This window comes from Bdellovibrio bacteriovorus (genome assembly GCF_048286975.1).
GTDB lineage: Bacteria > Bdellovibrionota > Bdellovibrionia > Bdellovibrionales > Bdellovibrionaceae > Bdellovibrio > Bdellovibrio bacteriovorus_H.
This window is the reverse complement of sequence record NZ_JBLVRT010000002.1, coordinates 331,919-351,164: the sequence shown is the minus strand read 5'-3', so window position 1 is coordinate 351,164 and position 19,246 is coordinate 331,919. Positions and strand designations below refer to the sequence as shown.

18 protein-coding genes are annotated in these 19,246 nt (G+C 49.9%); 9 read left to right on the top strand and 9 right to left on the bottom strand.

The annotated features are described in order from the left end of the window. Positions 1-27 precede the first annotated feature (27 nt). On the top strand, positions 28-507 hold the full coding sequence (locus ACNQKP_RS09925) for a YceI family protein (protein ID WP_088564816.1): 480 nt from the start codon (positions 28-30) through the stop codon (positions 505-507). A 38-nt stretch (positions 508-545) separates the two neighbouring features. Here the strand turns inward: ACNQKP_RS09925 and ACNQKP_RS09920 are convergent, their stop codons facing one another. Together ACNQKP_RS09920 and ACNQKP_RS09915 are read right to left on the bottom strand one after the other, a co-directional pair. Then, positions 546-1,181: a hypothetical protein gene (locus ACNQKP_RS09920; RefSeq protein ID WP_417864511.1), complete on the bottom strand. Its 636-nt coding sequence runs from the start codon at positions 1,179-1,181 to the stop codon at positions 546-548. 9 nt (positions 1,182-1,190) lie between these two features. After that, positions 1,191-2,354: a hypothetical protein gene (locus ACNQKP_RS09915; protein WP_417864509.1), complete on the bottom strand. Its 1,164-nt coding sequence runs from the start codon at positions 2,352-2,354 to the stop codon at positions 1,191-1,193. 79 nt (positions 2,355-2,433) lie between these two features. On the opposite strand from ACNQKP_RS09915, the gene ACNQKP_RS09910 reads away from it, so the two are divergent. Further along, on the top strand, positions 2,434-3,111 hold the full coding sequence (locus tag ACNQKP_RS09910) for a PilZ domain-containing protein (RefSeq protein WP_417864507.1): 678 nt from the start codon (positions 2,434-2,436) through the stop codon (positions 3,109-3,111). A gap of 65 nt (positions 3,112-3,176) precedes the next feature. Next, positions 3,177-3,905, top strand: coding sequence for a GTP cyclohydrolase I FolE (gene folE, locus ACNQKP_RS09905; protein ID WP_417864746.1), 729 nt, complete (start codon positions 3,177-3,179; stop codon positions 3,903-3,905). Between the two features lie 302 nt (positions 3,906-4,207). Here the strand turns inward: folE and pepN are convergent, their stop codons facing one another. Beyond that, positions 4,208-6,826, bottom strand: a complete 2,619-nt coding sequence (pepN, locus tag ACNQKP_RS09900) for an aminopeptidase N (protein ID WP_417864506.1) — start codon at positions 6,824-6,826, stop codon at positions 4,208-4,210. 26 nt (positions 6,827-6,852) lie between these two features. On the opposite strand from pepN, the gene ACNQKP_RS09895 reads away from it, so the two are divergent. Beyond that, positions 6,853-7,209: a VOC family protein gene (locus ACNQKP_RS09895; protein ID WP_041577782.1), complete on the top strand. Its 357-nt coding sequence runs from the start codon at positions 6,853-6,855 to the stop codon at positions 7,207-7,209. A gap of 57 nt (positions 7,210-7,266) precedes the next feature. On the opposite strand, the gene ACNQKP_RS09890 is transcribed toward ACNQKP_RS09895, so the two are convergent. The 3 genes from ACNQKP_RS09890 to ahpC all read right to left on the bottom strand — a co-directional run bounded on the left by ACNQKP_RS09890 (position 7,267) and on the right by ahpC (position 11,671). Next, complete coding sequence (locus ACNQKP_RS09890) at positions 7,267-9,246, bottom strand: alpha/beta fold hydrolase (RefSeq protein ID WP_417864504.1); 1,980 nt, start codon at positions 9,244-9,246, stop codon at positions 7,267-7,269. A gap of 110 nt (positions 9,247-9,356) precedes the next feature. Continuing rightward, on the bottom strand, positions 9,357-10,922 hold the full coding sequence (gene ahpF, locus ACNQKP_RS09885; RefSeq protein WP_417864503.1) for an alkyl hydroperoxide reductase subunit F: 1,566 nt from the start codon (positions 10,920-10,922) through the stop codon (positions 9,357-9,359). Positions 10,923-11,104: 182 nt separating this feature from the next. Continuing rightward, the gene (ahpC, locus tag ACNQKP_RS09880; RefSeq protein ID WP_011164920.1) at positions 11,105-11,671 is read right to left on the bottom strand and encodes an alkyl hydroperoxide reductase subunit C; all 567 of its coding nucleotides are present in this window, start codon (positions 11,669-11,671) and stop codon (positions 11,105-11,107) included. Between the two features lie 199 nt (positions 11,672-11,870). Between ahpC and ACNQKP_RS09875 the strand changes: the two genes are divergently transcribed. From ACNQKP_RS09875 to ACNQKP_RS09865, 3 genes are all read left to right on the top strand, one after another. Next, a complete protein-coding gene (locus ACNQKP_RS09875; protein ID WP_417864502.1) occupies positions 11,871-12,830 on the top strand; it encodes a hydrogen peroxide-inducible genes activator in 960 nt (319 codons plus the stop codon). Positions 12,831-12,840: 10 nt separating this feature from the next. Then, a complete protein-coding gene (locus ACNQKP_RS09870) occupies positions 12,841-13,227 on the top strand; it encodes a group III truncated hemoglobin (protein ID WP_417864501.1) in 387 nt (128 codons plus the stop codon). A gap of 103 nt (positions 13,228-13,330) precedes the next feature. Continuing rightward, entirely contained in the window at positions 13,331-13,915 is a 585-nt protein-coding gene (locus ACNQKP_RS09865; protein ID WP_417864500.1) for an alpha/beta hydrolase, read from the top strand. Here ACNQKP_RS09865 and ACNQKP_RS09860 read toward each other — a convergent pair whose 3' ends face one another. Next, a complete protein-coding gene (locus ACNQKP_RS09860) occupies positions 13,916-14,983 on the bottom strand; it encodes an alkaline phosphatase D family protein (RefSeq protein ID WP_417864499.1) in 1,068 nt (355 codons plus the stop codon). Between the two features lie 110 nt (positions 14,984-15,093). Here ACNQKP_RS09860 and ACNQKP_RS09855 point away from each other — a divergent pair, with 110 nt between their 5' ends. After that, positions 15,094-15,666: a hypothetical protein gene (locus ACNQKP_RS09855; RefSeq protein WP_417864497.1), complete on the top strand. Its 573-nt coding sequence runs from the start codon at positions 15,094-15,096 to the stop codon at positions 15,664-15,666. Positions 15,667-15,871: 205 nt separating this feature from the next. On the opposite strand, the gene ACNQKP_RS09850 is transcribed toward ACNQKP_RS09855, so the two are convergent. Further along, complete coding sequence (locus tag ACNQKP_RS09850) at positions 15,872-17,038, bottom strand: bifunctional 2-methylcitrate synthase/citrate synthase (RefSeq protein WP_417864495.1); 1,167 nt, start codon at positions 17,036-17,038, stop codon at positions 15,872-15,874. 185 nt (positions 17,039-17,223) lie between these two features. Here ACNQKP_RS09850 and ACNQKP_RS09845 point away from each other — a divergent pair, with 185 nt between their 5' ends. After that, on the top strand, positions 17,224-17,592 hold the full coding sequence (locus ACNQKP_RS09845) for a DUF1304 domain-containing protein (protein WP_417864493.1): 369 nt from the start codon (positions 17,224-17,226) through the stop codon (positions 17,590-17,592). Here ACNQKP_RS09845 and ACNQKP_RS09840 read toward each other — a convergent pair. After that, the gene (locus ACNQKP_RS09840; RefSeq protein WP_417864491.1) at positions 17,589-19,238 is read right to left on the bottom strand and encodes a hypothetical protein; all 1,650 of its coding nucleotides are present in this window, start codon (positions 19,236-19,238) and stop codon (positions 17,589-17,591) included. The genes ACNQKP_RS09845 and ACNQKP_RS09840 overlap by 4 nt on opposite strands. Positions 19,239-19,246: the final 8 nt, after the last annotated feature.

Below are 19,246 nucleotides of genomic sequence, written 5' to 3'. Positions count from 1 at the left end.
TCACCAAAAGTAAAAGGGGTAGGGCAAATGAAATTTGTTGCAGCATTGATTGTCACAATGGGTATTTCCACAGCAGCGATGGCGCAAAGTGTGGTTCTGGACGTGGTTTTGAATCCGATGGGGGATTTCAAGGGTAAAACGTCTGACGTTAAAGGTCAGGCCGTGGTGAACGGTGATGAAGTTTCCGCGGAAAACATTGTTGTGAATTTGAAGACTTTGAAAACCGGCGTAGAGCTGCGTGACAAGCACACGCAAAAGCATCTGGAGACTGAAAAGTTCCCAGAGGCCGTATTGCTTTCCGCAAAAGGTAAAGGCGGCAAGGGCACGGGCAAAATCAAAATTCGTGGCATTGAAAAAGACATTTCCGGAGTTTACAAGGTTGAAGGCAAGACATTGAAAGCGAAATTCAAGTTGAAGCTGAGCGATTTTGGTATCGAGGACATCAACTATATGGGTGTCGGTGTTGAAGACGAAGTGACTTTGGCAGTGACTGTTCCAGTAAAATAAATAAAAAAAAAGGCCCCTGAAAAGGGGCCTTTGTCTTTCTAGAATCGGTAGTTCACACCGATTTTCCAAAGCGTGGATCCTTCAGTCAAAGGACCAATCCCGGTATAGAAATCCCACTTTTGAAACAGGCGAATATTCAAGTCCGCGATGCCCGTGACATTCAGGCTGCGACCTGAATCAATGGTCTGTGTGGTGGATTCTTTCGGCCAGTCGATGTTTTTATAAAACAGCATTCCCGTCACACCGGCATTGATTCGACCGGACAGGCGGTAAAACACACGTGGGGAAATCCCGTAAGTGGTGAAGGCCACTTTGTCGCTCAAGTAAGGATCGGCATCGGAACCCCCGTTGGCGCGACCGGCACCGATAAAGGCCCCGGCACTCCAGCCCCAGCGATAGTAGGTGATTTCTTTCATGATGGTGACCGTGATGGCATTATAGTTGGCAGGCACCTTGGTGTTGGTGATGCCGTCTTGAACGCGCAGGGTTTCATCCCACTGCAAAGTGGAAAGACTTAGGCCCCAGTTTTCACGGGTGCGAACCGCCGGTTTTTTGGCGGTGGTTGTCGCTGGCGCGGTCTCCGCAGCCGGAGTTTCTTCAGTCTCGGTTTCTTCCTGCGCCAGAACGTTCTGGGGCAGAAGAGTTGCTATTAAAACGAACATCCATTTTTTCATATGCGTCCCTTAGTAGGAAATATGGATCTGCCCTTGCAGAGCCCAGGCATCATCCGCGCCACCGGTGTCAGAATAAGTTTTTCCGTTGGTGGCCATGGCCCGGAACTCGGTTCTAGGCAGCGGGAACATCATAGCTCCCAAGCTCCATTTCATCGCCTCGGCCGAAGATTTGTTGATATCACCTTTGGTGTGCTCAAGAATCGAAAGGAAGTTGTAGCCGCGGTTGATCTCTACCATCGTTTGCACGATGGCGTAGGTGCCAAGTTCGGCTTCAGAATCGGCAATTTTATCCTTTTTTTGGCGCAGACCGAATTCACCCATGATCGCAGAACCCTTTGATAGACCCATACGCGTGGTCAGGGCAGCCAGGTTCCACTGTTGCAAATCACTTTGTGATGTCAGCACAGAAGCGCCGACTTTGAACTTTTCATAGACCTGGTATTCGCCCGCCACAGAGAAGCCTTTTTGTTTCTGCGGATCTTCCTGAGCGGCATTTCCAAAGAAGGCATTCACGGCCACGTCCCAGTCCGGATAAGTGAAGTGACCGATCACGCCCTGAGACTGGTCAAACTGACCCAGCGTGATGGCCTTACGGCTGACGGCCGAGTGATCGACGTTGCGGATCCCGTAAGCTTTGTCCATCTGACCCACATACAGCCAGAAGTTGTTGCTTTGTTTCCAGCGCAGATAGTATTCGCGCATGAACCAGGTATTGGTTTTTCCGTAGTAGGGCTCAACACCGGTGTAGGAAACTGTCGTGATCAGAGCATAGTTCTGTTTCTTGTCGAAGAAGAAGTTCAGATTCACATCATTTTGCATGTTGATGTAGCGCTCGGTGGTGGCGGTGGAGCCTGGCTCCATTTTCAGCCACAGGCCGCGGTACTTCAGACCCGGACGAACCCACCAAGGCAGCTTCTTTTTACCCAGGAAGCCGGACATTTCCGCGATTTCTTCCTCTTCCATGTTCTTTGGGAAGACAGAGCGGGAGGTGATTTCGGTGGCAAACAGGGCGCGACCGTAATCATTCAGGGCTCCGCCGCCAAGACCGTTGTAATGGCAGGTGATGCAGGAGGAATAGCTGTACCCAATAAAATCAGGGTAGGCCTGTGCCTGACTGGTCAAAATAAGGGAAGCAAGGATGAAAATGACGTGCTGAAAATTTATGTGTCTCACAATGAGAAATTCTAAGGATTGAAGCGAGATAATCAATAAAAATCTATACCCTGACTCAGCTCTAGCCGATAAGTTTCCTATGGAAACAAAATCACCAGCTTTAGAGCGTCCTCGTGCAGTGGAAATGGCTGCTGCTGTGCTTATGTTCACGCCTGTGCTTGACCTCATCATGATGCAAAGAACCGGAGTTGCGGTGCTGAATTGGGTGGGTTGGGTGTCGGTCTTTGGCGCTGGATTGACGCTGATGATCCGTCACAAGCTGTCGTGGGTTATGGGTATGATCCTTTGCGGGATCTTTGTGATCAGCACGCTGGTCAGCCTGTTTAAGGGCTTTGGCGTGGTGGACCCGGCGATCAGCACAGCAAGGGTGCTGGATTGCCTGTTGGTGCTCTTTATCGTGGGCACGGTGTTTTCATTCTTCCGTTATCCTTACCTGGATCGTCGTCAGAACTGGTTTGCCCCGACGGGGGATCGTTTTGTCGTTGTGACCCCCGTTGTTTTGAATGGCAAAGTAAGTGGTGAAACCGTGGATCTGTCCTATACGGGAGCTCGCATTTCTGTGCCGGAAGGCGTGGAGTCTTTCAAAAAAGACCAAGTGCTGACGCTGGTTCTGTCAGAGATCAACGACGTCCAATGCAAAGCCAAGGTCATCGATGTGAAGGACAAAGTCCTCAGAATCCACTTTGACGGTCTGTCGTCGTCAGAGAAAGACCTGCTGCGCCAATGGCTGGGCAGCCAAAATCTACAAAAAACCTAATTTACGGGCTTTGAGCTTTGCGAACCTGCCGATTTTAGGGCATAAGTGGGCTTTTCGAGCAGGGAATTACGATGGCAAAAACAACAAAGAAGACCACCCAGAAAACCAGTAAAAACAGTGTAAAAGCTAAGCCAGAATCTCAAAGCTCTGACGTGTCAGCGTCTGTGAAGCAGATTCTGGACAACGTCCGCCCCACACCGATGATCCACAACGGTCTGACAAACGAAGAAAAGATCGAACGAATCACTGAAAAATTCACCGACATCATGAATACTCTGGGATTGGATCTGAATGATGATTCTTTGCGCGAAACACCAAAGCGCGTTGCCAAAATGTATGTGAACGAAGTTTTCGGAGGATTGGATCCCAAGAAGTTCCCGAAAATGACCGTGATCGAAAACAAAATGAACTACGATCAAATGATCGTGGTGCAAAATATCGGCTGCCTTTCTTTCTGCGAACACCACTTCCTGCCAATCGATGGCTTCGCCACAGTGGCCTACATCCCAAATAAGAAAGTAATCGGTCTTTCCAAGATCAACCGTATCGTGCAGTACTTCTCCCGCCGCCCACAGGTGCAGGAACGTCTGACAAAACAGATCGCCGACTGCCTTCAATACATCCTGGGCACCGAACACATCGCCGTCCACATCAACGCAAAACACTACTGCGTAATGATGAGAGGCATCGAAGACACCTCCAGCACAACCTCAACATCCGACCTGCGCGGCCACTTCAAATCCAGAATGGAAACACGCGAAGAGTTCCTAGAGCACTGCCGAACCAAATACTAGCGGCTAGTGAAAAAGGCCCATCTGACCAGCCTTGGTCTTGGGTGATGGGGATGGGGAAATAATAAATACGAAAAAGCAAAAAGGGAGTCTTAGGACTCCCTTTTTTTATGCATTCTTTTGAGTTGGGTTTGATCAAGTGTGGATTGAGGGACCGGGGGAGCCTCTGGGAGGCTGCCCGGAAGAGGGCCTTCGGTGGCGCAGGATGCGCGAACCGGGGCAACGCCCCGGCACCGACTGAGCACGGACGCGTGCCCTCTGTAGCGGCGGGCTCCCAGAGGTTCGCCCGGGCCCGTGCGTTTACCCTAGGTTAAAGCCGATTGCAAAAGTTCGCGAGAGTTCTTGGACAAAGACTCCACCGCAACCATGCGTTTGATTTGAGTCAGGGCCTTTTCCTTCATGGCTGGTTCCAGCTTGGAAACAAAGTTGAAGGCCGCGCACAAACGGGCCGCGACTTGCGGGTTCTTTGGATCGATCTCAAGGATCTTGTCAGCATAGAACTCGTAAGCGTTGGTGTTCGGGTCGTTGAAACGTACAAGGTTCGCACCGAAAGCACGAAGCAATGAATACACATTGTTCGGATTCGTGATGTTGAACGCAGGATGTTTCGTCAATGCTTTGACGTCTTCCAAAGTCTGCTGACGGTGAGTGGTCGCCTGAGCGGTGAACCACTTGTTGATCACCACGGAATCGTCTTTCCAGTCTTCATAGAAGTTCTGCAGGACTTTTTCACGGTGAACAGAATCAGAGTCCGCCAGCAACGACATTGCCGTCATACGATCGGTCATGTTCTGAGCTTCCCAGTATTGTTTGTTCACGATGTCCATGATTTCCGGATCGTGCAGTTCTGCCAAGTAAGCCAAAGCCTGGTTTTTCAAAGAGCGGTGACCAAAGACTTTGGGATCACGGCTTTTTGGTTCCATGCCATGGAATTTCTTGTAGATATTCAGCAACTGAGTGCGGTTCACGGTTGCGATCTCTTTACGCAAAGCTGTGCGGGCTTTGTAGAATGCTTCTGCATCCAGTACCGCTTCTTCCTGTGCCAGAACAGCATAGCTTGGCAATTGCAACATCTTCGCTTTGAACGCCGGGTCCATCGCCTGATCTTCCAAAATGGAAGTCATGGTGCTGATGAAACGAGGATCCAAAGTCATGGTTTCTTTGGCACGAGTCTGCTGGATCATCTTTTTGAACAGACGAAGCCCCAGTTTCTGAGCCATTTCACGACGGTTGAAGGAATCCGTGTCTTTTTCCATCAGGAAGTAAAGATCGTTTTCAGAAGCTTCCCAGCGCAAATTTACTGGCGCAGAGAATTCACGCAGGATGGAAAGCACCGGACGCTCTTTCAGGCCTTTGAACACGAAGGTCTCTTTTTGTTCTTTTAGTTCCATCAGGTTTTTGCCGTCAGTGTTCACGGTGATTTTATCGCAGTTCAATGGCAACTCTTTGCCGGATTTGTCCAAAAGCCCCATCATCAATGGGATGTGGAACGGCTCTTTCGTTGGTTGGCCCGGAGTCGGAGGGCAGCTTTGTTCCAGGGTCACATGGAACTCGCCTTTGTCTGCGTCGAACTTTTCCTGAACAGCAACCACCGGAGTGCCGGCCTGGTTGTACCAGCGACGGAACTGAGTGAAGTCCTTGTTGTTCGGAGTCGAGATTGCAGATGCAAAGTCTTCTGTCGTCACAGCCTGGCCATCGTGACGTTTGAAGTATTCATCCATGCCCTTGCGGAAGCCCTTGCGGCCCACAATGGTTTGCATCATGCGGATCACTTCAGATCCTTTTTCATAGATCGTCATGGTGAAGAAGTTATCAACCGCCATGCAGGATTCCGGACGAACCGGGTGCGCATTGGGGCCCGCATCCTCCGCAAACTGGCCGGCACGTAAAGCATCGACATCCTCGATACGTTGCACACCACGATCAGTCATGTCAGCAGAGAATTCCTGATCGCGGAATACTGTCAGACCTTCTTTCAGGGAAAGCTGGAACCAGTCACGCAAAGTCACGCGGTTGCCGGTATAGTTGTGGAAGTACTCGTGCGCCACTACAGACTCAATATTGTGGAAATCCACATCGGTTGCAGAGTTGGAATCAGCCAGCACCAGGCGGGAGTTGAAGATATTCAGACCCTTGTTTTCCATCGCGCCGGCATTGAAATCATCAATCGCCACGATCATGTAGTCGTTCAGGTCGTATTCAAGGCCAAAGACCTCTTCATCCCATTTCATGGATTTGTGCAGGGATTCCATGGCGTGGTGACAGCGATCCTGTTTGCCATGAGCCGCATAAACTTCAAGGTTCACTTTGCGACCATTCGCTGTGGTGAAGGTGTCACGAATCACACCCAGGTCACCCGCAACCAAAGCAAACAGGTAACAAGGTTTCTTGTGTGGATCCTGCCAGTAAGCTTTGTGGCGACCGTTACCAAGGTCTTCCACTTTGATGCGATCGCCGTTAGACAGCAGAACCGGGTATTTCTTTTTGTCAGCTTCAATAGTCACAGAATAAGAAGTCATCACATCCGGACGGTCAAAGAAGTAGGTGATCTTTCTGAATCCTTGAGCCTCGCACTGAGTGCAGAAGATGCCGTTGGATTTGTAAAGGCCTTCCAAGGATGTGTTGTTCTGAGGTTGCAGCTCAGTTTCGATTTCCAAAGTGAAGCTGTCGGGAACTGACGGAACGATCAGTTCTTCTTCCGTGATCTGGTATTGGTCGGCGTTCAGTTGTTGGCCGTTGATTTTGATCGAAACCAGTTTTAATTCCTCGCCATTCAGGCGCATCTCACCGGGGTGGGTGCGGCGAACCTGGGATTTTGCCACGACTCGACAAAAGTCTTCGTTCAGATTGAAGTCGAGGTTAATGGAATCTACCGCGAAGGCAGGGGATTTATAGTCTTTAAGATAAATTTTTTCTTGTTTCATACGGCCTCGGTTCAGATAATAGACGGATGAGTTTGCTATTCACTTCTATCACAATAAACACCACGCAGCTACAGGGCATGCTGGGTTTTTATCGAATTATCGGCTTTCAATTTACAGCGTCAAAAGTTGATAAAGGGAGTGAAGTTCACAGAGCCGTTCACAACGGCGTCGAATTTTCACTATACAACATCCAAAATCCGCAAAGATCTCAGATTCCAAGCCTGCAGCTGGGTTTCAAAATTACGGATTTGGAGAAAACAGTGCAGGAACTTGTCAAAGTTCCCGGTGCGATGTGCATTTTAGACCCTACGGACATGCCTGATGGCAAAAAGGCCATTGTGCTGGATCCTGACGGGCATTCCATAGAACTTTGCGAATTATAAAATAAATAAAAAGCCCCGGGAAACCGGGGCTTTTGCTTTCAGGTCTTCTTAAAGGAATTACTGAGGCGTGGTGATCATTTGTGCTGAAGAGGCTTTGACATGAGCCTCAATCGGCTCCAGGCGTCCTTTCAGGTATTTTTGCAGGAATTCCTCGGTGATGGCGTTAGCCCCCATGTTGTTGGCAGCCTTGGCAAAACCGTGTCCTTCATCAGGGAACAAAACGTATTCCACCGGGATCTTTTTAGCGACCATGGCGTTATAGATCTGATCCGCTTCCGCTTTTTTCACGCGCGGATCGTTGGCCCCTTGAAGGATCAAAAGCGGCTTTTTGATTTTATCCACATGAGTCAGCGGAGAACGCTCTTTCAAAAGCTTTTTGCCCGCTGCTGTCGTCGGATCACCCACACGCTTGTAAAGATTTGCGCGGAAGCTTTCCCAGTACGGCGGAACCGTGGCAAGCAAAGTTTCCAGATTGGAAGGGCCCACGATATCCACTGCGGCAGCAAAAGTGTCCGGAGTGAAGGTCACACCCGCCAATGCGGCATAACCACCATAGGATCCGCCCATGATGACGATCTGTTTTGGGTCGGCATAGTCGTTTTTAATCGCCCAGTTGACGGCGTCAATCAGGTCATCGTGCATTTTGCGGCCCCATTGTTTGTCGCCCGCGTTCAGGAACTTTTTCCCAAAACCCGTGGAGGCGCGGAAGTTCACGCTCAGGACATTGTAACCACGATCCGCCAACCACTGATGATACGGATTGTATCCATAGTCATCGCGGCCCCAAGGACCACCATGCACCAGCAAAACCATGGATTTGCCAGCCGGCTTGCGGGCCAACGTCAGATAAGAAACCAGTTGATAGCCATCGCGGGATGGTATTTCAACAGCTTCCATGGCACTCAGGCGGTTGCCGTAAGGAATCATGGATTTGGTGTGATACAAAGGCGGGCTCAAAGTTCCAGTTTTGACGTCATAGAAATAGAACGCCACCGGTTTTTCGGTGGAATCTGCAAACAGAACCCACTGATTTCCGTCAAGACTCATGGAAGTCACGTTAATTTCGGCGTTGAGCTTTTTCTCAATCCCTTCAAAGTGTTTCTGGAAATCCTTGTCGAAGAACTGGATGTCGCGTTTTAGATAGTAAGAGGACGCCCACAGAAGTTTCCCGGTCTGGGGGTGCATTTGCAAACCCTGAATGTCCGAGCGCTCGTCAGAGGCAACCACTTTGCTTTTGTCAGACTTGATATCCCATTCGATCAGCGCGGCTTTGTCACGTTTGCGGCTGTCCAGCAAATAGACTTTGCTGCCGTCGTGAGAAACGTCCACCGCGGAAGAAGTCATGCTGTCCTCGAAAGGTACGACGGTCTTTTTAACAAATTTTTTGCTGCCGGCATTCCACAGGAAGATGGTTGAAGAACCATCTTTGTTTGACTGGCTGGCGATGATCGGGTGGAAGTTCTTGTCGAACATGATCCCGGCATAGTTTTCAGTGTTGGTGAAAAGATCCGTGGTGGCTTTTGTTGTCAGGTTCAGGATCTTGTAATCAAAGTATTTGGGATCGCGTTCGTTGGTCATGATGACCACTTCCTGCGGACGAAGATGGCTGGTTTCGGCAATCTGGGAAGTGACTTTGCCCGGCTTGGTGATTTCAGTGATTTCGCCGGTGGAGACATTCAGGGTGTAAAGTCCGAAGTTTTCATCACCCGCAACGTCCTGAGCGAAGGTCAGAATTCCTGGAGTGTAAGTCCAATTATATCTGAAAATGCCGCGTTTGGTGTCGTGGGTGACCGGCTTTGCTGTTTCCGGCTTGCCGAATTCCTGAGCCCAGATGTTCAGAACACCTTTGTGGGCTGAAAGATAGGTGACGTATTTTCCGTCAGGGCTGATCTTGATTCCGGTGATGTCGGGATTTCCAAAAAGAACTTCGCGCGGAATGTATTCTGCGTTCACGGCTTCCTTCTTGTTCAGGGTTTGGCAGGCACTCATGGAAAAAACCAGAGCTGCTAATAGTGGCATCTTCAATGCTGTTTTCATTAAATGGACTCCTGTTTTGCAGACTTATCGTAGGTCAGGCCTGAAGGGAGTCAAGAGAGATGCTTTGCGCAGAAGTGGAAAATGGGCCCCAAGAGGGTGGGGCCCATGGATTAAGAATGGTACATACGGTCTTCAAAGGCGGCCAGGGCGGCTTTGGCGCCTTCACCCATGGCGATCACGATCTGCTTGTACGGCGTCGTGGTGACGTCGCCAGCTGCGTAGATGCCCTTGGCTGAAGTGCGACCTTTTTCATCGACGATGATTTCGCCGAACTTGGTCAGCTCCACCGTGTCTTTGAGGAACTGGCTGTTCGGCACAAGGCCGATCTGCACAAAGATGCCATCCAGGTCCATTTTTTCCTCTTTATTGAGGGAACGATCCAAATACTGGATCTGCTGAACCTTGTTGCCGTCACCGATGACTTTTTCAGTTTTGGCGCTGGTCACGATGGACACGTTGGGCAGGGATTTCAGTTTGTCGACCAGGATCTTGTCGGCTTTCAGCTGATCGTTGTATTCAAACACCACGACTTCGCGAACAATGCCGGCCAGATCGATTGCCGCTTCCACGCCCGAGTTTCCTCCGCCGATCACAGCGACCTTTTTGCCTTTATAGAATGGACCGTCACAGTGTGGGCAGTAAGCCACGCCACGGCCCAGATACTCTTTTTCACCTTCCACGCCCAATTCGCGCCATTTCGCCCCCGTAGTGACGATGATCGCGTCGGCGGTCAGGTGTTCGCCACTTTCCAGTTCGATGGCTTTGACTTTGCTTTCCGTGTGGATCTTTTTCACGCGACGGTTTTCCAGAACCTTCACCGGATAGCTGGCAATGTGCTGATTCAGCTGTGCTGCCAGTTGGGGGCCTTCGGTGTAAGTCACGCCAATCAGGTTTTCGATGCCTTTGGTTTCCTGGACCTGACCGCCGATTTTTTCAGTGATCATGGCTGTGGAAAGACCTTTACGAACTGTATAGATCGCAGCGGATGCCCCCGCAGGGCCGCCGCCGATAACAAGCACGTCAAAGTGACCCAGATTTTTGTTCACAGGTTCAGATGGTGCTGCATTCGCGTCGACACCAAATGTGGATTCCAGTTTGCTGACCAGATCCAAAAGCTGGATGCGGCCCGAGTGGAACATCTTAGCGTTCGCCACCAGACTGGGAACACCCTGGATTCCCAGGGACTTGATATCGTCCTGAACATAGCCGCCATCGATGATTTCATGGCGAAGGCTTCCGTGAATCAAAGCAATCTGATTCAGAGCCTGCACCACTTCAGGACAGTTTTCACAGGTCAAAGAGATGTAAGACTGAACAGTGATGTTTTTATTCAGACGGCGAACGCGGTCCGCAATCACGCTGTCCAAAAGCTTGCCTTTGCCATCGGTGTTCAGGATCGCCAGGATCAATGAAGTGAATTCGTGACCGCCGGGAATACCTTTGAACACGATGCCCGTGTGCTTGCCTTTATAGTCAATGCGGAACTGAGGCATCGGCGAAGAGCCAGAGGCATTTTGAGTCAGGGTGATTTTGTCCGAGGTGCTGGCAACGCTTTGAAGCATGTCCAAAAGATCTTTTTGATCTTCGTGAGAGCTGTTTTCATAGACAAGCTCAACCGTGTTTTCAAGAGCGCCAAAGACTGATCTTAGTTGTTCAAGAAGAGAAGAGTCTAACATTGTGACCTCCGTTCGGGGGGAAATTACCTGAAAATTGCAACTGCTGCGTTGGTCGGCGTCGCCGTACAGGAGTACGGCTTCCTTCTCCCGCCTTGCATTTACAACTTTCAGCTAATTTCTGTTCTGCGGTTGTTGGCTTGTCCCCGCCGGAGCGGGGACTCGCACATTCAGTAAAATCTAAATTAGATTTTACCAACCAGATCAAGACCTGGTTTCAGAGTGGATTTGCCTGGAGTCCATTTCGCAGGGCAAACTTCGCCTGGGTTTGCAGCGATGTATTGAGCTGCTTGAGTTTTACGGAACAATTCATCAGCATTACGGCCGATACCGTTGTCCTGAACTTCAGCCAAAACGATTTTACCTTCTGGGTTCACCAGGAAAGTACCACGGTAAGCCAAACCTTCTTCTTCAATGTGCACGCCGAATGCGCGAGTCAATTGGAAGGTAGGGTCTGCCAACATTGGGTATTTGATTTTTTTGATTGTCTCAGAAGCATCATGCCATGCTTTGTGAGTGAAGTGAGTGTCAGTGGAAACACCGTAAACTTCCACACCGATTTTTTGGAATTCAGCGTATTTGTCAGCCATGTCACCCAATTCAGTAGGGCATACGAATGTGAAATCCGCAGGGTAGAAGAAGAAGATGGACCATTTACCTTTAAGGTCGTTCTGAGTCACGGTTTTGAAATCACCGTGGTGGAAAGCTTGAACTTTGAAATCTGGCACTTTCGTGTTGATGATAGTTTGCATTTATTCTCCTTCGAATAAAGTGGTTAGGTTGTGGCCTTAGGGCCTAAATAAAAAATCAGGTCCACCAGCGTTGTTTGTTGTTAGTGGACATCTTTCGTCTTTGAGACTACGGGATCAACCCTTTTTAGTGAAATCGATTGTAAATATGCATTGATAGATTTTGTCTATTGCGGCATAATTGAGCCTAAGGAGCCCTTTTATGAGCCCAAAATTGAACTTTTCTTTGACGCAGCTGGAATACGTTATGGCTGTCCATAAGCACGGTCATTTTGCCAAGGCGGCCGAGGCCTGCCACGTGACTCAACCCACGCTCAGCATGCAAATACAGAAGCTGGAAGAGGATTTGGGGGTGGTGATCTTTGACCGATCTAAAAAGCCCATTTTACTGACACACATGGGTAAAAAGCTGATATCCCAAATTCAGACGGTCCTTTTTGAGTCCAGAAAAATTGAGAGCATTATTCAGCATGAGCAACAAGGCGCTAAACAAGGAACCTTGTCTATTGGTGTCATTCCTACCGTGGCTCCTTATCTCTTGCCCCGACTTTTGCCTGTGGTGGAGGAAATGTTTCCGGAAGTCGATCTGAACATCCGTGAGCTGCAGACGGATCAAATTCTTGAGGCTTTGAATGGGGATGAAATCGATGTCGGTGTCCTGGCGACTCCCACTCAGATGGCCAAGATGTTCGAATTCCCTTTGTATTATGAACCCTTCTATGTGTTGTGTGAAAAGAATCACGAATATGCGCATATGAAAAAGATCAAATACCAGAACCTGGGCATGGACGACATCTGGCTGCTGGAGGAAGGTCACTGCCTGCGCAATCAGGTGCTGGATATTTGCTCGGTAAGAAAAGGCAAAGGGCAGGGGCGTCGCTACAAATTTGAAAGCGGCAGTCTTGAAACTTTAAAAAACCTGGTGGATTTGTATGGTGGCTATACGTTGCTGCCGCATTTGGCGACCGAGCATCTGGGCGACCGCAGTCAGCTGGTGCCTTTCGAGCGTCCGATTCCAGCGCGGGAAATCGGTCTGGTGTATCGTCGTGAGCACTATAAGAACGAACTGATCGAAGCTCTGGGCGAAGCCATTCTGAAATCGATCCCGGAAGAACTGCGCAGGATTCGTCCCAAGGATCTGGATGTATTACCCATTGCATAGGGAGGATTTTATGACAACACCCGCATCAAGAAAACCCCTGGAAAGCCGCGAGGACATCAAAGTCCTGGTCGACGGCTTTTACGCAAAAGTTCGCGCGGATGGTTATATCGGCCCGATTTTTACGGATGTGGCGAAAGTGGATTGGGAAGAACATTTGCCCAAGCTTTACAATTTTTGGTCGGATTTACTGTTGGGTGAAGACTCTTATCGTGGACGGCCATTTCCTCCACATACCAAATTGAATTTGGAACGCGGGCACTTTGAACAGTGGCTGCGACTTTTTGTTGAAACCGTCGATGAACACTTCGTGGGTATTAAGGCGAATGAAGCCAAAGAACGCGCCTATCGTATTGCGCGCAATTTTATGATCAATCTGCAATTGCTCAGTTTGGAGTAAAGACCTCCGTCGGGGATGTCTGCTGTTTTGCGACATTTTAGTCTGAATACCTGTGTGCCTTCTGCAAGCTCGTTTTACTTTTAAAGACAGTGGGAGGTTCGCCATGAAACTCACTGTCGATTTCACGTCTCAAGGTCGCATGCTGGAGGGGACTCTTTTTTTACCCGAAGACTCTTCTGAAATATTTGCGGCCTGTCTTTTTGAAGGTTCGATGACGGGGGCCACGGCTCAGGTGACCGAAAGACTGGCCCGGGAGGTCAGTGCCGAGGGATTTATCACCCTGATCATGGATCACAGTTATTTTAGTGAAGACGAGCTGGCGCCACAGCCCTGGGAATCCCCCAGCAAGCGGCTGCAGGACATCCGCGCGGCTTTGAATTTCCTGGAAAATCACGCCAGTGTCGATAAAGATCGCATCATCGGTGTGGGCGTGAGTGTTGGCGCCGAATATCTGGCGCAGGTCTGTCAGGAAGGCTGCAATCTGAAAGGCCTGGTGATAGTGGAAAGTGCCATGGATGACAGCCGCAATCTGGCGGTGGATCATCTGGATATTCCGACTCAGGTCGTGGATGAAACCCATCTTGATTCGGCGGTGGATGAGATCGTCCTTTGGGCTCGCACCTTGTTTAACGGCGGCCCTTCGCGGGAATCCGCCATCAGACCTGACTGGAGTGTTTCGGACAAGTAGCTACTTCAGTTTGATTTCGACTGAGTTTACAACTTTATTATCCATGCTGCGAATCTGCATGGCGACGGCCTTTTTCTTCCAGTCAATTTCTGCCAGGCCGAAGTTTTCCTGATTGTAGGTGGTGCCCACATAGTGACTGTCGGCGTCCGGGTATTTATTCGGACGATTCAGAGAGCTGGCAGTGATATCGTATAGCGGGCCATAACCCTTCAGATCTGTTTTGGCGATGGAGGCGATATGACGGTCGCCGCTGATGACGATCACATTCTTGGCGCGGGTGGATTTTATCAGATCAAAGAATCTTTGACGTTCTTTCGGGAAGTTCCCCCATTTTTCAAATTGCGGGTCATCGGCAATCAGCTGAATGCTGCTGACGATAAAGCGTACATTCGCCGGGCGCTTCAACTGGGCTTCCAGCCATTCCCACTGATGCTCACCCAGAATGGTGCCTTCATCCTGGGGGATGTAATTCATTGCTTTGCCTTCAAAGCCCGGGCGTTCTTTTAAGGGGCTGCGGTAATAACGTGTATCGAGCATAATCACCTGAACCATTTGTTTTTTCGGTCCGATGATTTTGCTATGATAAACGCCCCCTTGCTCCAGCGGCATGCTGTTGCGGGTGTAGGTCCAATAGTTCATGAAATCACGACGGGCGGCATCTTTGCCCGTCCATTCCTGGCCGCCGTCACGCTGGCCAAAGTCATGATCATCCCAGGTGGCCATGAAAGGAACCTTTTCGCGAACGGCACGATATTCTGGAAGCAGATCCAGCTTGCGATATTGTTCGGCGAGGGGTTGCTGACCGGACCAGCTGCCATAGATATTGTCTCCGGTGAACAGGAACAGATCCGGGTGGGTGGCCGCGATGGTGTTCCAGATCGGCTGGGGTTCGTCCTGGTTTGCGCAGGAACCGAAGGCCACACGTTCAATTTTGGCAGAATAGTCGACACCGCGGGCAGGCAGGGTGGACACGTAGGTTGTCGCCAGATGCTGAACATGGGTGGCTTTGTCCGGGGTCTTGTGAGTGCAGGCAGAAAGAGCCAGCGCCAGCAGAATCATTCGCTTCATTCAGTCTCCTTGAAACAGTTCAGGGGTATTTCATAAAACCCCGGGGTTTTTGGCAACCATCTTTTGTCTCAAATTCAGACACGGCACGAGCCTTGTATTGATTCTTAGGCATGAGCAATAAAATGAAACTTTACAGCAGAACTCTGGCGATTTTCTTTGTGGGGCTGACCCTTCTGGCGGGTGAACTGTCATTAGCTTCACTTCAGCGCAAAAGTCTCACGGTGAGACAGCCGACAAAGGGCGCCGCTGTACATGGATTGGCATCCAAACAAAAGCTGCTGCTGGGTTTGAATAAAGCCAAAACTTCTGCAGAAGGCCTGGATCTGCAAATCGGCCGCTATCTGGAGATTTCCTCGATGGGCGCGTTTCAGCGCTGGCAGAAGAATATTGATTTCGATATGGTGAAGGACGAGTATTCGCAGCGCGTGCTGGGTCATTTGCAGGCCATGACCGAACTGATGAAGCTACGTCGCTCCAGTCACGGGCAGTTCAAAAAGCTGTATGAATTTGATTTCCAGAACTTGATCAGAAAAAGTGACTATGTGCTGTCAGTGAATACGACTCGGACAACGCTGGAGCATTCCAGTGAAGATCCGGCCTTTGCCGCGCAAGCCGAGCGAACGCTGGCGGACTATAATGAAGAAAGAATGCGCTACGACTCCAAAATGATCGCACTTAACTAAGGATGGTGAAAAAGACCCTTCTGACTGCGTTGTCGGGGGACCTCTTTCTCTCCGACGTGCTAGAAGCACGCCTCCGTTTCAGAGAACCCCCTCCGCCTTGCATAAGGACCTTTTTGACCATCCTTTTAAAAGGTACCTGCTTACTTTTGCATAAAAAAAGGGAGCCAGAAGGCTCCCTTTTTTCGTTTTAACTTTTGGTTAAAAACTATTTGCGCTCGCTGATTGGAGTCACTTTGCGCTGTTCAGCACCCACGTACTCGGAAAGAGGACGGATGATGCGGTTGTCAGCAGTTTGCTCCATGATGTGTGCAGACCAGCCCGTTGTACGAGCCATCACGAAGATCGGTGTGAAGAAGTCGATCTCGAAGCCCATCATGTAGTAAGCAGGACCCGCTGGGAAATCCAGGTTCGGGTAGATCTTTTTCTTGTCTACCATGACTTTTTCCAAAGCCGTGTACATCTGCATCCATTTTTGTTCGCCAGTCACGTCAGCCATAACTTGAGCGTACTTTTTCATGGTTGGAACGCGGGAATCGCCAGAGCGGTAAACGCGGTGACCGAAGCCCATGACTTTTTTCTTCTGCGCCAAAGCATCCAGCATCCACTGTTCTGCTTTCGCAGGATCAGCGATTTCTTTCATCATGTGCATAACCATTTCGTTCGCGCCACCGTGCAAAGGACCTTTCAGGGCACCGATACCTGCAACAGTTGCAGAGTAGATGTCAGACTGAGTGGAGGTCACAACACGTGCTGTGAACGTGGAAGCATTGAAGCTGTGTTCAGCGTAAAGGATCAAAGAAACGTCGAAAGCTTTAACAACTTCTTTTTGTGGAACTTTACCGAAGCACATGTGGAAGAAGTTTTCCGCGATGGACAAATCAGATTTAGGTGGAATGAAATCCAAACCTTTTTTGAAGCGGTAGTCCGCTGCAACCATTGTCGGGATTTTCGCAAGCAACATCATGGCTTTGTCCATGTTCGTTGCAGGGGAGGCATCCCAGATGCGTGCATCTTCAGCGCCCAGGAAGGAAACAGCCGTGCGGATGGAATCCATTGGGTGACATTTTTGTGGAAGTGCTTTGATCACGTTCAACAAAGTTGTGGAGATTTCACGGTAGCTGCGTTCTTTTTTGGAGAACTCTGCAAGTTGACCTGCATTTGGCAACTCGCCATTGTACATCAAGAAGGCTACTTCTTCGAAAGAGCAGTTTTCAGCCAGGTCTTGAACCGGGTAACCGCGATAGATCAAAGAATTGGTGTGAGGGTTTACTTTGGATACAGAAGACGTATCCATAACAACGCCATCAAGACCCTTTTTAACGTTCATTTTCTCTGGTTCTGGAACATAATCTGGATTGATATACTCAGCCATTTTTTCCTCCGGCGAAATCCGCGCAGGCGAGTTCCTAAGGCATTCAGGAATCGGTGCGTTATATTGCTAATGATTAACGACCAAAGCTAGCGCGGCCCCTGAAGCCGGTCAAGAGTTGGTGCGGGAACTCTGCTTTGCGCAGCGGCGGGATTGACGAACGGGGAAGGGCTCCGCACACTTAGCCTATGGAAATATCATTTGCTCTCGTTCCGGCACTTATTCATGTGTACATTTTCGCTCTGGAAAGCCTGCTTTGGGGGCGTAAAAGGACTAATAAGACTTTCGGCGTCACGGAAGCCGAGGCCGCGACCACCAAGTTGATGGCCTTTAATCAGGGTTTTTATAACTTGTTTTTGGCGGTGGCGATTTTGCTCGGTTTGCATTTGCGAACAGGCGAGGTCACTCGCGCTGCGGGCACCACCCTGGTGATCTATGGTTTGGTGTCCATCATCGCGGCGGGGCTGGTGCTGATCCTATCATCACGCCGGTTGTGGCGGGCAGCGCTGGTGCAAATCGTACCAGCTGCCATCGCCCTGGGACCGTTCCTTATCTAGAACTGCCCTTCACACACGCCCGGTGTTGTCGTCAGCACCGGATTCGGATTGTTTGAGAAGTAATCCTTGATGTCCAGATCCAGGAACAGGTGGCCGCTTTTACAGTTCTTGTAAAGAGCGCGGTACAAGCTGAGTAAATTGTTTTTAAAGATCTTGTATTCCGCCGCCGTGAACTGCAATGAGTTGCGGAAATAAGTTTCCATCGCCAACTGGGATTCGGGCGTTCCAAAGACCTGTCCATACAAGCGCATCACACCTTTATAAGTGTGAGGGCTGAAATGTTTCACCACCATGGTCGCATTCAGGAACAGATCGGCATTGTCCTTCCACGTGTCATAAGTGGCAGAGGTTTTTTTGACATCGGCAATCAGCGCGTATTTCTTTGCCGTGTTCATATCAAAGCCACCGTCGTTGTCTTTCAGAAGCATGACCTTCAAAGAAACGCCGGTCTGCTTGATGGCGCTAAGGACTTCCACTTCGGCCGGAGTCAGCATATTCGCGGGCTTCGCCAGAAGTTCTTTGTATTTTTTGTCCGAGATACTGTCCAAAGTGCCCTGCGCAGTTTTAAAGAACTGGCGGCGTTTGTAGTGGATGTTCCCGATACGGTCAGCCTGATCCAACAGGAAATCCATCACCAGCATGTCAGAGGAGTCCTGCATACCCAGCATTTTTTGACCGGCTTTGCTCAATTCGTTACTGCCCAGTACTTGTGCGATGGGGCGCGGGTCTTTCAGGAGCGGCCAGAAGACACTGCTATTGCGGAACTGATCAATGCGGGTCTTGTCTGATTTCAAACCGAAAGCTTCCGCGTACAGCTCTTCGTTACCCGGATTTTCTGCCAGCACGCCAAAGACCTGCCGTTTGTCTTCAGTCAGGATACGTGTTGTCCAATAGGCGGTGGCATTGGCTGACAGCCCTCGGCGTTTCCCATCTTTATAGAAAGATGATGGCACGATGCCCAACCCATAAGGAGGCTTGGTATAGACATCCGGCAGTTGCGCCACATTGCCGTGCTTGGCCCGAACCAGGTGGCCGATCTGATCGTACCAGTATTGATTCAAATAGGTGTTACCCATCTGCAAACCCAGATAGCGACCAGCCAGAGAATGATTTAACACCGTGTCCAGGTCCACCGTGCGCAGAACGCTGGCAGGAACATCCACGGATTTGAACAGTTGAGTCAGGCGGGAATAGCCCAGAATGCTGCCGACGGAAACTCCAGGAGCGGCAAATTTGAATTTCGCCTCTTTATCCGGATAACCTGATTTGTCTTTCATGGCTTTTTTGGCGGAACGGGTCAGCGGGCAGATTGTCTTTTGGAATTGCGCCTCGGTCATTCCTTTGGGGATGGTGTAGTATTCCACCGCCACCGAAGTGCTATTCACCTTCGGACAGGCATAGTACATCTGTGTCTTGGGATGATCGCCGCGGGTGGCATACAGATTCATCGCACAAAGGGCGTCTTCGTCTTTGTTGATTTTATTTTCCATCCCAGGGAATCTTTGCAGGATGTAGCACTTTTCCGGAATGGCTTTTCCCGAAACTTCGAGATTGTAGGTTTTTACAGCATGTTTATCAAATTGAGGATCCAGAAAGCTGTAAGCATTTGAACTGATCAGCGCGAAAGATAGAAATGCAGCAAGCATGGAAAGGT